The 13,135-nt window shown below is 58.1% G+C and carries 10 protein-coding genes and 1 tRNA gene; 10 read left to right on the forward strand and 1 reads right to left on the reverse strand.

Annotated features, from left to right (window positions below):
- Window positions 1-497: 497 nt before the first annotated feature.
- A complete protein-coding gene (locus tag ACTNDJ_RS08540; protein WP_441083549.1) occupies window positions 498-2,684 on the forward strand; it encodes a tetratricopeptide repeat protein in 2,187 nt (728 codons plus the stop codon).
- Between the two features lie 96 nt (window positions 2,685-2,780).
- A tRNA-Ser gene (locus tag ACTNDJ_RS08545) sits at window positions 2,781-2,871 on the forward strand.
- Between the two features lie 322 nt (window positions 2,872-3,193).
- On the opposite strand, the gene ACTNDJ_RS08550 is transcribed toward ACTNDJ_RS08545, so the two are convergent.
- On the reverse strand, window positions 3,194-4,534 hold the full coding sequence (locus tag ACTNDJ_RS08550; RefSeq protein ID WP_441064070.1) for a D-alanyl-D-alanine carboxypeptidase family protein: 1,341 nt from the start codon (window positions 4,532-4,534) through the stop codon (window positions 3,194-3,196).
- 251 nt (window positions 4,535-4,785) lie between these two features.
- Here ACTNDJ_RS08550 and pstB point away from each other — a divergent pair, with 251 nt between their 5' ends.
- The 8 genes from pstB to htpG all read left to right on the forward strand — a co-directional run bounded on the left by pstB (window position 4,786) and on the right by htpG (window position 12,909).
- Window positions 4,786-5,661 (forward strand): phosphate ABC transporter ATP-binding protein PstB, encoded by an 876-nt coding sequence (gene pstB, locus ACTNDJ_RS08555; protein WP_441064069.1) that lies wholly within the window; start codon window positions 4,786-4,788, stop codon window positions 5,659-5,661.
- A 64-nt stretch (window positions 5,662-5,725) separates the two neighbouring features.
- Window positions 5,726-6,454 carry a response regulator transcription factor gene (locus ACTNDJ_RS08560; protein WP_154517679.1) on the forward strand — a complete coding sequence of 243 codons (729 nt, stop codon included), beginning with the start codon at window positions 5,726-5,728 and terminating at the stop codon, window positions 6,452-6,454.
- Between the two features lie 3 nt (window positions 6,455-6,457).
- A complete protein-coding gene (locus ACTNDJ_RS08565; protein ID WP_441083550.1) occupies window positions 6,458-7,882 on the forward strand; it encodes a sensor histidine kinase in 1,425 nt (474 codons plus the stop codon).
- A 195-nt stretch (window positions 7,883-8,077) separates the two neighbouring features.
- Window positions 8,078-8,734: a YveK family protein gene (locus tag ACTNDJ_RS08570; protein ID WP_349074521.1), complete on the forward strand. Its 657-nt coding sequence runs from the start codon at window positions 8,078-8,080 to the stop codon at window positions 8,732-8,734.
- Window positions 8,735-8,736: 2 nt separating this feature from the next.
- Entirely contained in the window at window positions 8,737-9,474 is a 738-nt protein-coding gene (locus tag ACTNDJ_RS08575) for a CpsD/CapB family tyrosine-protein kinase (protein WP_441067957.1), read from the forward strand.
- A gap of 17 nt (window positions 9,475-9,491) precedes the next feature.
- Complete coding sequence (locus tag ACTNDJ_RS08580; RefSeq protein ID WP_441015692.1) at window positions 9,492-10,142, forward strand: tyrosine-protein phosphatase; 651 nt, start codon at window positions 9,492-9,494, stop codon at window positions 10,140-10,142.
- Window positions 10,143-10,181: 39 nt separating this feature from the next.
- Entirely contained in the window at window positions 10,182-10,682 is a 501-nt protein-coding gene (locus ACTNDJ_RS08585; RefSeq protein ID WP_427795298.1) for a GNAT family N-acetyltransferase, read from the forward strand.
- Window positions 10,683-10,884: 202 nt separating this feature from the next.
- Entirely contained in the window at window positions 10,885-12,909 is a 2,025-nt protein-coding gene (htpG, locus tag ACTNDJ_RS08590; protein WP_154517684.1) for a molecular chaperone HtpG, read from the forward strand.
- Window positions 12,910-13,135 lie beyond the last annotated feature (226 nt).

Consider the following 13,135-nt stretch of genomic DNA (forward strand, 5'->3'; position numbering starts at 1 on the left):
GGTCTGACTACGAATCAGAACGTCATAGGTTCGAATCCTATACGCCGCACCAATTGACTTTAAAGCTCCCGGCAACGGGGGCTTTTCTTTTACGCCGCCATTCGACCCCAGACATTCGACTGGAATCGTGCGCCTCCGCCCGCGGGAGACTATTTCTTATCGACTCGTGTAAGATTCCGAGTAGATGTCGCGGTCCGTCCGCGACCACTCCTTCGCTATACGACCGATCAGGGTGATATTTCGTGGCAGAGCGTCCGACATACAAGCTCAGGTTTCTCGACCCCAAAAAGCGTTTTCCATCGATGCCAGAGCAACCCGCGGGGCGCTCGTATGGTGTTGTCTGGAAAGTTTTTGGCGAGGATTCTAAAGAGTCTTGCTACGTCGTCGAATTCGTAGGCAAAAGCCACATATCGCTTTTGGGCTACGTGAGCGTGTCAGGTGAGGTCTATAAGGTTGACGGCCCTGTTCAGAAAGTGCCATTGCCCAAGAACCCCGACATGAAATTGGTCCTTGACGAGTCCGATTCCAGTGTTGGCGAGATTTTGGTGCGGGGAGCCAACGGTGCAATGCGCGCTTGCGCGCGAACGGTCGGCTCTCCCGAAGGGCCCATGCGTGAGCAGTCCGACCACGAGACATGGAATTCGAGCCGTGCTCTCCCTTATGGCGAGTTTATGGCCTCGATGTTCTTGCGCTACGTGATATTTGCCGACCCCAAAAACGCTCTTGCGAACACGGTACCTGCCGACGAGCTCGATGAGGGTATAAAAAACACCGCCAACAAGATCAAACTCGTAAAGTTGCCCGAGCCGGTCGAGGTGTTTTTGGGCTTTAACACGGCACCGCTCCCCGATGCTATCGAGACGCTGCTCTACCGCGTTGACCATGCCGATAATCCGAGCGGTATCGAGCGTTATGCCGCCGCCCTTATGAGCGAGGTCGATTTGCCCCGACTGCGCACCATCGCTGCCAAGTCCGAGATGGGCCTAGCGCGTATCGACCGCTCAAAGCTGTTCTATCTCAATTTTGATCGTAGCCTGCTGGACCAAGACGAGATTGACATGCTGCTTGCTATCGAGTGTCGTCTTAACCGCCTCTCCGGCATCCTTGAGCGCATCGGGGCCGGATTGGCCCCTGCGGTATCCTCGCCGAGCCTTGAGGGCTGCGCGCTCTTTGACGCGTGGCATATCGCCAAGACGACCAGCGATGTTCCCCGACTGCTCGATACGGCCTCGAGTGACAACCCGTGGGGCAAACCGGGTACGGTAGCTTGCCAGCCAGGCGGTGAGTGGGACGTGCGCACCCGTTTTGCGCGCGCGGTCGAAGCCCTCAACGTTGTCACGCGGCTTGACTATACCTATCGGGCAAACGTTGCCGAGGGGATTATGCTCGTTCGGTTTGGGCGCTCGGTCGAGGATGCCATGCCTCAACGTGAATACGACGCCCAGGATGACGTCTGGCGTGAGTTGAACGAGGACGTACGTGCGACTTGGGCCGCGGAGCACGACGCGCGCGTGGCGCTCACGCTAGCAGCGGCTTGTTTTGCTGCCGGTGCCAGCATTACGCGCTGCTACGTTCAGATTGCGGCTCCCGATGGCGAGCGGGGCGAGCGCATCATTGCAACATATTCCTTTGGGCGTGCGGCTTATCTGGCCAATTGCGTTCCCGCCGCTAAGATTTTTGAAAGTATGGATATGGATGATATGCCGTGCAAGCGCATGCTTGAGGCATATGAGTCGGACGCGCCGGATGCGATTGAGCCCGCTGAGGTTCATGCTCGCCCGCGTGACGACCACCGTTCGCTGCCGCCGGCGTTGCGCGACCTGCTGCTTGCCGATACGGCTGATGAGCTTGAGGTTATGGAGGAGGGCGATGACCCGTATGTGGCGCGCGTCGCTGAGTTGCGCGAGCGGGCAAAAGTCGACCGCGCGGGTGCGTTTGAGGGCTTTTCCCGTCTTGTTGAGGAGCTGGAGGCCAAGTGCGCCGTTGCCGAGCTTTTGGCGACAGGACCGGTCCAGACGCTGTTTTGCGACAACCAACTGGTGCGTATGGTGCTGCCGGTAATGGAGGAAGACCGCTCCGTTCGTATTTTGCGCGCTCCCGATGCGCTGTACTTTGCCCAGCATGAGATTTGCAGCTTTTACGCCGATCAGGAGGATTTTGAGCGGGCATTGCCCGAGGTGCGTCATCTTTACGATCTGGCGCGCTCATCCATGCAATCACACTTTGCACTCATCAACGTGCTGGCGCGTCTGGAGCGCTATGACGAGGTCATTGAGGTGGCGCGCCACGGCCTGCGCATTGCCAGTGACCGTTCCGCAATCGGCTACCTGTTCTATCGCCTAGCGTTTGCCTACTGGAACTGCGATCAGCTCGAGCTGGCGTTGGCGTGCTACCGCTTGGTACCGCGCGGCGAGGAGTCGGGTAGCAACGCACTGGAGGAAATGCAGGGCCTTATGAACGAGATGGGTGTCAATGAACCACCGACGTTCGAGGAAGCGGTTGAGACCATCAGTAAGGCCGGGCTCGAACTGCCGCCGGTGCCTGCCGTGTCCAACCAGCTGGCAGACGCTGCTGTGCAGCTGGTCGATAACGGTTTCTTTTTCCTGGCACGCGTCTGCATCTTCCAAATGTGGCGCACGATGGGAAACGATGAGCTCGGATCCCTCAGCCGGTCGTTGGGATAGGGGTTTGATTTATGGGGGAGGAAAGCCTGCCGGCCAATTATCAAAAATTCCCCTTGCCCGGATTCGAGTGTTTGGTTACTATGGAACGGCTGTTACGGAGAGCTGACCGAGAGGCCGAAGGTGCTCGCCTGCTAAGCGAGTATGCCCCAAAAGGGCATCTGGGGTTCGAATCCCCAGCTCTCCGCCAGTACGAATTTGAAAAAGGGCTCCGTAAGGGGCCCTTTTTGGTATGGAGAACGTTAGCTGGGGATTCGAACCCGAGAGGGCACGGGCGTTAAGCAAACGCGAAAGCGTTTGTAGCCCGTGGGCGAAAAGCCGCCAGGCTTTGAAGCCGGAGGGCATGCGTAGCATGCCCGGACATCCCCAGCTCTCCGCCAGTACGAATTTGAAGAAGGGCTCCGTAAGGGGCCCTTTTTGGTATGGAGAACGTTAGCTGGGGATTCGAAACCTCAAAAAATGAGGCGCCCCGTTGGACGCCTCATTTGGTTCGATGTGATATCGCTTTGGCCCTACACCTCAGGAGCCTTGGCTACGGTCTCGCTCTCGGCTGTGAGCGGGCGGTTGTCGATGCGGCGGCCCAGGCGGTCGAGCTTCACGAGCAGCCACTCGATGGGATTGGGCCCCGTTCCTTCCTCGTCGGCAACCAGGTCCATGACGGCAATCTTGGTGCCGTCCTGCTTAAGCGTAACGCTGCCCACCTTATCGCCAACATGCACCGTGCCCGAAAGGTCATCGTAGCTAACCTTTTCGGTCACTTCGCCGGCGAGTGAGAACACCGTTGCCTGCGCGGTGGGGTCGGCAAGCGTGGCGTCGATCGTTTTGTCTGTCCAGTCGGTTTGACTGACACGTGCCATCAGCGGATTTCCGTTGGCGGTCTTCTTTTGCGTATTGGCGATTTCGACCGTTACCTTGTGGTCGTAATACCAACTAGCAAGTGTGGCCGTATCGGCAAAACGCTGGTCGGTGGTGCTGGAGTTCAAGACAACGGTATAGATCTCGTCGCCATCGCGATTGTAGGCGCTTGCAAAGCAGTATCCGGCATCGTCGGTGGTGCCGGTCTTACCGCCGATATTGCCGTCTTGGTCCAATAAAACATTGTGCGTTTCCATGGAATGCGAATGATCGGAGCCGTCGGCGCCCGTCACTTCGATCCAGGGATCTTTGCTCGCCATGACTTCGCGAATCGTGTCGTCCTTCATGGCCTCTTGCATCATCAATGCCACATCGTGTGCGGTTGAATGCATATCGCCGGCCCATTCGTCAAAATCCAGCCCGTGCGGGTTCTCGAAGAGCGTTCCCGTGCAGCCGAGCTTCTTGGCCTGCTCGTTCATGGCTTTTACAAACGTAGCGACGGCATCTTTGGTCTTGGGGTCAAGTTTTTTGCCCACGTGTTCGGCAAGCGCGATGGCGGCGTCGTTGCCCGAGGGGATCATCAGGCCGCGCAGCGCTTGCTCGACGGTGAGCTCGTCGCCTTCGAGGAGTCCCGCGGTCGAGTTGCCTACGGTTGCCGCCGCGTTGCTCACGGTGATTTTCTCGTCCATTTTGCAGTTCTCGACCGCGAGGATTGCAGTCATGACCTTGGTGATCGAGGCGATTTTGACTTGCTCGTCGGCGCTACGGGCATAGTAGACGGAGCCGTTTTTACCCATGACAAACGCATTGGAGGCATCGATATCGGGCAGGTCTTCGGCTGCAATGCCGCGTGCATCGGCGGCTTTGCCGCAGATGTTATCGGTCGTGAGCACTTGGGCGCCGGCGACGGACGGAATACCGGCGACAAGGGCGACGGCGCAGGCAAGGCCAACGGTCAGCTGCGCGGAACGCTTTACAAGAGGGGTAAGATGCTTCACTGATTTCGCTTTCGACGGGATGGTCTCCTTTGGCTCTAGAGTATATCGTTTACCGGCTGTGCCGCTTGGGGTTTGGCGCGTGCGGTTTATCTTCGTGTCTGAGCGGACGCTTGGGTGTGCACGGTCGATATGATTGCCCGTCGCGTATCGAGGAGGTCCTTACAAATACTTGACAATACCCTCACGCATATATGAGCTGCGATTTTTACTATCGATACTGCTGATTTGATATCGATGTGGAGGTATGCGGTATGACGGCTGCTGCGGCTGTGGGGCCCACGGAGCTCGAGGAGCTAATGGAAGCGCAGGCCGAGGCCGCGCATGAGCGCGAAGTTGGGGATGCGACTCGCCCCACGGCAGAGGACCTTGCCGCCTCGCCGACGCGCATCGATGTCGAGGGCCTCGACCTGTTCTATGGAGATCACCACGCGCTTAAGGATGTGTCCATCAAGATCCGCGACAAGCAGATTACCTCGTTTATCGGTCCTTCGGGCTGCGGCAAGTCGACGTTGCTGCGTTGCTTTAACCGCATGAACGACGGCATCAAGGACTGCCGCATCGAGGGCAAGATTGCGCTCGATGGTCAAGATATCCTGGGCGATTACGACATCTGCCGCCTTCGTCAGCGCGTGGGCATGGTGTTCCAGCGCCCCAACCCGTTTCCCATGAGCATCTACGACAACGTCGCCTATGGCCCCCGCGGTATGGGTGTGCGCGATCGCGCTGTGCTGGATGAGCTGGTCGAGGATTCCCTGCGCCGCGCTGCCCTGTGGGACGAAGTCAAGGACAAACTCAAGGAGTCTGGTCTGAGGCTTTCGGGCGGACAGCAGCAACGTTTGTGCATCGCCCGTGCGCTTGCCGTGCAGCCCGATATTCTGCTGATGGACGAGCCGACCTCGGCGCTCGATCCCGTGTCGACGCTCGTGGTGGAGCAGCTGGCCTGCGAGCTCAAAGAGACCTGCACGCTCGTGGTCGTTACACACAATATGCAGCAGGCGGCGCGCATATCCGATTCCGTCGCGTTTTTCTTGCTAGGTGAGTTGGTGGAGCACGCGCCCACCGCTCAGCTTTTCAAAAATCCTACCGACCCGCGTACGGCGGATTATTTGACGGGCCGTTTTGGCTGATACCATCTAGTAAAGGTACCTTTAGGATTAAGATGCGGTCATGCCGGCCGCAAAGGGGTTCAACATGATCTATTACGTCGAGGACGATGACAACATCAGGGATTTGACGGTCTATGCGCTGCGCAAGCAGGGGATCGAGGCCGAAGGCTTTTCGTGCGACGGTGAGTTTAAGGCTGCCGTGGCGCGACGGGTGCCCGATGCTGTGCTGCTCGATATCATGCTGCCCGATACCGATGGCTTGGCGATTATGCGTCGCCTGCGTGCCGATCGCCTGACGGAGACGGTGCCCATCATGATGCTTACCGCCAAGGATACCGAGCTCGACAAGGTGATGGCGCTCGATGGCGGTGCCGACGATTATCTGACTAAGCCGTTTTCGCTCATGGAGCTTGCGAGCCGCTGCCGCGCACTGCTGCGTCGCGGCGGCATGGTCAAGCAGGCGAGCGATGTGCTCAGCGTGGGCGATATCGTGCTTTCGCCCAGCCATCGCGAGGTGACCGTTGCCGGCGAGCCGCTTAAGCTCACCCTGCGCGAGTTCGACCTGCTCGAGTACCTCATGCGCAAGCCCGGCGTGGTCTTTACCCGCGAGTCGTTGCTGCAGAGCGTGTGGGGTTGGGATTTCGACGGCGGTTCGCGCACCGTTGACGTGCACGTGCAGACGCTTCGCCAAAAACTGGGCGAGCATGCCAGCGCCATCGAGACCGTGCGCGGCGTGGGCTACCGCTTGGCCGAGCCTTCTGCCGGTGACGGTGCCGAAGGTGACGACACCGCGGCCACCGCATCGGAGGAGTAACCCGTGGTCTTCGCCCCCCAGGGAAAACATACGCTGTCGCACCGCGTTTTTGTGACGATCTTTGTTTGCGCCATGGCGGTTATCGTGGCGTTTACGGTGCTGGGTGCGTTCTTTGTGCAAAACACCTTGGCGGATGCCACGAGTGCCAATCTGGCGCAGGAAACCGAGCTCATTGCTGCCGCCCTCGACGAACAGCAGGAGCCCATCCCGTTCTTGCGTAGCCTCGATCGCGAGGACTTGCGCATTACGCTGATTAACAAGGATGGATCGGTTGCCTACGACAACGAGGCGTCGCCTTCCTCACTGCCCAACCATGGCGATCGCCCCGAGGTCATCGAGGCCTTTGAGAGTGGTTTGGGTTCCGCGGAGCGCGCAAGCTCTACGCTCGACGAGATTATGCTGTATCGCGCCGTCGCCCTTGATAACGGCCAGGTTGTCCGCTTGGCGCAAGCCCAGCCTGGCGTTGCGGCGATTTTGCTGTCGATGGTGGCGCCGATGCTGCTTATCGCAGCAGCGGGTGCAGTACTCTCGTTTTTTATGGCGCGCCGCGAGTCCCGTGCAATCATCGCGCCGTTGCAAGAGGTGGATTTGGACCACCCACGCCGTAGCTATGAGCACGCCTATGCCGAGATGGTCCCCATGCTTGAGCGTATCGAGTCGCAGCGCCAGGAACTCAAGCGCCAAATGGCGGTGCTAGCGGACAACGACCGAATGCGCCGCGAGTTCACGGCCAATATCACCCATGAGCTCAAGACCCCGCTTACCGCGATTTCGGGCTATGCCGAGCTTATTGCAAACGGCATGGTTGAGGGCGAGGACGACTTGCGCAACTTTGGTGGCCGCATCTATCGCGAGGCGGGCCGCCTGGCGGCGCTCGTCAACGACATTCTTACGCTTTCCAACTTGGACGAGGCGGAGCGAGCATCCGAGGGCGAGGCGGTGCCCATTGGGTCCACAGAACCCATCGAGCTCTCTCGCGCCATGTTGACGGTGGAACAGCGTCTTGAGCAAGTTGCCCGGCAGTCGAATGTGACGATAAGTCATGAGACCAAGCCTGTGGTCATCGAGGGCGTGTCGCGCTTGATCGACGAGCTCATCTATAATCTGGCAAGCAACGCCATCCGCTACAATCGACCCGGCGGTACGGTTACGCTGCAGTGCGGCACCAACGACGAAGGCCATCCGTTCCTCGCGGTCGCTGACACGGGAATCGGTATCGCGCCTGAAGAACAGGGCAAGGTATTTGAGCGGTTCTATCGCGTGGACAAGAGTAGGTCCAAGGCACGCGGCGGAACCGGCCTGGGGCTTGCCATTGTCAAGCATGCGGCCCTGTATCATCACGCCACGCTCGATCTGTCGAGCGAGTTGGGCGTGGGAACCACCATTACGGTGACGTTTCCCATACAGCAGGACGAGCCATTCGCATAGCGATACAACATAGATATTGATGCAGACGCCGCATTTGACTTTCGGGTGCGGCGTTGTTGTGCAATTTTACGATTGCTTCCGACATTTTTACAGGAGAGCCTGTTTCTTATGTATAGAGTTTGGTCTCGGTAAAAAGATGCGATAACATACGGACAGTTTTGTCAATCCGAACTGGGGAAATGAAAGGCAAGCTGCATGACCCTTCTCGAACTGTTCCAGCTGCTCAAAAAGCACCTCAAGCTGGTCATCACCCTTCCGGTGGTCTGCGCGATCGCCATGGGCATCGTGTCCTTCGTTGCGATGGACAACACCTATACCGCGACGACGAGCATGTACATTCTCGCCAAGACCGACGATAGCGGTCAGATGAGCTACAACGATCTCTCGGCGAGCCAGATGCTTTCCAACGATATCGCCACGCTGCTGGATAGCGATAGCGTTAAGAGCGGCGCCGCCAAGGAACTGGGCCTCACCGATCTGGATGACTACAAGGTGTCTGTTTCCTCCGAGACCACCACGCGTGTCATTACGCTTTCGGTTACCGGCACCGATGCCAAGGAGACGGCTGAGGTCGCAAAGGCCATAGCTAGCTCGGTGAGTACGGTCGCTCAGAACGTCGGCGCTGCCCAGAGCATCAACGTTATCGACGAGGCTAAGACCCCCGAAGCCCCCAGCGGTCCCAAGCGTATGCTGTACGTTGCTGTCGCGTTCCTCGCGGGCATCTTTATCGCAGTTGCCTATGTCGTTTTGGCAGACATGCTCAATACCCGCATCCGCGGTGCAGAAGAGGCAGAAGAGCTCCTGGGCATTCCCGTTGTTGGCCGAATTCCGGCTATGAAAGGTGGTAAATAGGCATGGCTAAGGCAAAGAACACCGATAAGCTCGTTGTACAGAATGCCGCCAAGACCCTTCTGGCCAACATCCGCTTTGCGAGCGTGGATGACCCCATTCGCACCATTACCGTCACGTCCTCGATTCCCAACGAGGGTAAGTCTACGGTTTCCATCAACCTTGCCCAGGCTATCGCCACCAGCGGCAAGAGCGTCCTGCTGGTCGAGGCTGATATGCGTCGCAGGTCCCTTGCCGATATGCTCGGCGTCCGCTCCCGCGGCGGACTCTATGCAGTCCTTTCCGAGCAGGTTTCTATTGACCAGGCGATTGTCGAGACGGGTCAGAAGAACTTCTATTTCCTCGATGCCGAGCCTCATATTCCCAATCCTGCTGACATCATCGTCTCTCACCGCTTTGCCAAGCTGGTAAAGGCACTGTCCGCCAAGTTCCAGTACGTCATCTTTGATGCTCCCCCGGTCGGCACCTTCATCGATGCTGCCGAGATCGCAAGTCTGACCGACGGTGCGCTTTTTGTCGTGCGTGAGGATTTCACCAAGCGCGAGGAGGCGCTCAACGCCATCGCTCAGCTTAAGAAGTCCGAGAAGGTCAAGCTCATCGGTACCGTTATGAATTACTGCGAGACCGAGACCAGCGAGTATTACTATTCTTACTACACCAAGGAAGGTAAGAAAGTAAAGAACGGTTCCGCTGCTCAGGGTGCTTCTAAAATGGGCATCTTTACCAACCGGGCAAACGTTTAGTTGATTAAGGCCGACCTATGCGCGACATTCATTGTCATATCTTGCCGGGTGTAGACGACGGCGCTGCCGATCTTGATGAGAGCTTGGCGATGCTTGCAGCTGCCAAGCAGGCTGGCGTAACCAGAATTGTCTGCACCCCGCATTGCCGAGATCCCTATTTTGACTACGACAAGATGTGGGATGCCTTTGAGCTATTGCGGGATAACGCAGATGGTTTTCCGCTTCAGATGGGCTTTGAGGTCAACCACCGAAAGCTCGTCGAGCTGGGCATCGACGCTGCGGAGTACCTGCATTTCGATGGAACCAACGAGTTCCTGCTCGAGCTTTCGACGCATGCTGATTCCTATGCGTTTAGAGAGTACGAGAGTACGATTTACGATTTGCAATGCCGCGGCTACCAGGTGATCATCGCTCATCCCGAGCGGTATCGCGCTGTTCAAAAGGATGTGAGTGTGGCCGAGCGTCTGGTCGACATGGGCTGTAAGCTGCAGGCTTCTGCCGACTTTATTGCGGGTGGGCGCTTTGGTCGCGAGAAAAAGCCGGCGCAGCGCCTGTTCGATCAAAATCTGTACAGCTTTATCGCGAGTGACGCCCATAACGTGGGCCACTACGATTGCCTGGCAAAAGCGCGTGCGAAGTTTGGCGTGCGCGGGGCTCATTTTCGCTAAAATCTGTCCCTAACGTTCTTACTGAATGAAGGGGCCGCTTTGGATATCCAACTTAAGACAGGTTGCTTTGAGGACGCGGCGCTGGTGCGCCGCGCCGTTTTTATGGACGAACAAGGCTATGAAAACGAGTTTGACCAGATTGACGAGGACCCGGGCTGCATCCATGTGACGCTGTATGTGGATGGCCAACTCACCGGCTGCTCGCGCGTGTTTCCCGAGGAGCTGGAGCGCGCGGCAGATGCGGAGGCTCCGGTGCCACCGGCGTGCGACTTGGACGAAGGCGTCGCCGCAGGGGAGACCTACATTATGGGGCGCGTCGCCGTGCTGCCGGCTATGCGTCGTCGCGGGTTGGCAAGCGCGATCGTCGAGGCCAGCGATACATGCGCACGCGATGCCGGCGCTAAACTTATTAAGCTTCACGCGCAGGAATACGTGTTGCCGCTCTATGAAAAGGCTGGCTACACACAAATTGCCCCGGTTGACTACGAAGACGAGGGCCAGCCCCATGCCTGGATGGCCAAGCGCGTAGATGGCAGATAGGGACGTTTCTTTCCTGTCGGCAGTTGGGGACACTCCTTGGCAATTGGCGCATCGGAGTGCTCGGACATACAGTTTTTCGATTCCGCATGTATATATGCGCGCTAATGGGTTATAAAATCTAAGTCTGAACATAGCAGGTCTGCGATACGGCTCGGGTAACCGGGCTGTTTTTGCGGACGGGGGTAGCGCGAAAGGACTGCACATGCGTCAATTTAAGACCGAGAGCAAAAAGTTGCTCGACCTCATGATCAACTCCATCTACACCAACAAGGAAATCTTCCTGCGCGAGCTTATCTCTAACGCGAGCGACGCCGTCGACAAGCTCAACTTTAAGAGTCTGCAGGATCCGAGCGTCAAGCTCGACCAGGGCGACCTGGCTATTCGCGTCTCCTTTGATAAAGACGCCCGCACCATTACCATCTCGGATAACGGCATTGGCATGACCGCCGAGGAGCTCGAGCGCAACCTGGGCACCATCGCCCATTCCGGCTCCGAGGAGTTTAAGACCGAGAACGCCGAGCAGCAGGGTTCGGATGTCGACATCATCGGTCAGTTTGGCGTGGGCTTCTACTCGGCCTTTATGGTCGCCAGCCACGTGAAGGTGGTCAGCCGCGCTTATGGCGAGGATGTCGCCCATGTGTGGGAATCCGACGGTCTTGAGGGCTATACCATCGAGGACGGCGAGCGCGCCGAGCACGGCACCGATGTCATCCTGACGCTGCGCGAGAACGAGAAGCTCGACGCCGATGGCGAGGCCGAGACCTACGATCGCTTCCTGACCGAGTGGGGCCTCAAGAGCCTGATTCAGCAGTACAGCAACTATGTGCGCTACCCGATCCAAATGATGGTCTCCAAGAGCCGCCAGAAACCCAAGCCCGAGGACGCGCCGGAGGATTACAAGCCCGAGTACGAGGACTACCAGGAGCTCGAGACCGTTAACTCCATGACGCCGATCTGGAAGAAGCGCAGCTCCGATGTTGAGCAGAAGGACTATGACGAGTTCTACAAGTCTACGTTCCACGACTTTGACGATCCTGCGCGCACCATCAGCTTCCACGCCGAGGGTACGCTCGAGTACGACGCCCTGCTGTTTGTGCCGGGCCGCGCGCCGTTCGATTTGTACAGCAAGGACTACGAGAAGGGCTTGGCGCTCTACAGCTCCAACGTCCTGATCATGGAGAAGTGCGACGACCTGCTTCCCGACTACTATAACTTTGTCCGCGGCGTCGTGGATTCCGCCGACGTGTCGCTCAACATCTCGCGCGAGACGCTGCAGCAGAACCGTCAGCTCAAGGCCATCGCCAAGCGTGTGGAAAAGAAGATTACCGCCGACCTTGAGGATATGCGTGACAACGACCGCGAGGCCTACGAGAAGTTCTTTGAGAACTTTGGCCGTGGCCTTAAGTACGGCATCTATTCGAGCTATGGCATGAAGGCCGATGAGCTCGCCGACTTGCTGCTGTTCTGGTCTGCCAAGGAGCAGAAGATGATTACCCTGGCCGAGTATGCCAAGGGCATGCCCGAAGATCAGAAGGCCATCTACTACGCCGCCGGCGACTCGCGTGAGCGCTTGGCCAAGATGCCCGTGGTAAAGGGTGTGCTCGACCGCGGCTATGACGTGCTGCTGCTGACGCAGGATGTAGATGAGTTCACGTTCCAGGCTATGCGTGAGTACGTTGCCGTCGATATGCCCAAGATCTACGAGGACGATGCTGCCCGCGAGGCTGCCGAGAAGGCTGTTGCCGACGGTGCCGAGCCCGAGGTCGAGGATCGTCACCTGGAGCTCAAGAATGTCGCTACCGGCGATCTTGACCTGGCGACCGAGGACGAGAAGAAGGAGGCCGAGGACGCCACTAAGGAGAACGAGGACCTCTTTAGCGCCATGAAGGAGGCACTCGGTGACAAGGTCGAGAAGGTCGCTGTCTCTGCGCGCCTGACCGATGCTCCCGCGTGCATCACCACCGAGGGTCCGCTTTCGCTCGAGATGGAGAAGGTGCTTCAGAAGGGTCCCGAGGGTGCGCCCGACGGTATGCCCAAGAGCCAGCGTGTGCTCGAGCTCAACGCCAAGCACCCGGTCTTTGCCAAGCTCGTCGCTGCTCAGAAGGCGGGCGACGCCGACAAGATCAAGCAGTACTCCGGCCTGCTCTATGACCAGGCCCTGCTCGTCGAGGGTATTTTGCCCGAGGACCCCGTTGCCTTCGCGGCGGCTGTCTGCGAGCTTATGTAATTGGTTCCGCCGTTCTAACGAACGGCGGACCGGTCGACGCTGCGCGGGCACCAGAGCGACAACTTGTCATTCAAAGAGGACGGCATGACCAGAAGGTCTATGCCGTCCTCTTTTCATGCCAATTTGTTCGCTCTGGTGCCCGCTCGCTGGCATTGACAAAACATCGACGTTACCGTGGTCCAAACTAGTCGTTGGGGACGTTCTTGTTTGACTGGTCGTTTAAGAA

The sequence above is a fragment of the Collinsella sp. HCP3S3_D1 genome, assembly GCF_052064015.1.
GTDB lineage: Bacteria > Actinomycetota > Coriobacteriia > Coriobacteriales > Coriobacteriaceae > Collinsella.

What these genes read in the sequence shown, in the direction of transcription:
- pstB (WP_441064069.1), top strand. Translation starts at nt 4,786, where the DNA reads ATGACGGCTGCTGCGGCTGTGGGGCCCACGGAGCTCGAGGAGCTAATG.
- ACTNDJ_RS08540 (WP_441083549.1), top strand. Translation starts at nt 498, where the DNA reads ATGAAATTGGTCCTTGACGAGTCCGATTCCAGTGTTGGCGAGATTTTG.
- ACTNDJ_RS08575 (WP_441067957.1), top strand. Translation starts at nt 8,737, where the DNA reads ATGGCTAAGGCAAAGAACACCGATAAGCTCGTTGTACAGAATGCCGCC.
- ACTNDJ_RS08580 (WP_441015692.1), top strand. Translation starts at nt 9,492, where the DNA reads ATGCGCGACATTCATTGTCATATCTTGCCGGGTGTAGACGACGGCGCT.
- ACTNDJ_RS08570 (WP_349074521.1), top strand. Translation starts at nt 8,078, where the DNA reads ATGACCCTTCTCGAACTGTTCCAGCTGCTCAAAAAGCACCTCAAGCTG.
- htpG (WP_154517684.1), top strand. Translation starts at nt 10,885, where the DNA reads ATGCGTCAATTTAAGACCGAGAGCAAAAAGTTGCTCGACCTCATGATC.
- ACTNDJ_RS08560 (WP_154517679.1), top strand. Translation starts at nt 5,726, where the DNA reads ATGATCTATTACGTCGAGGACGATGACAACATCAGGGATTTGACGGTC.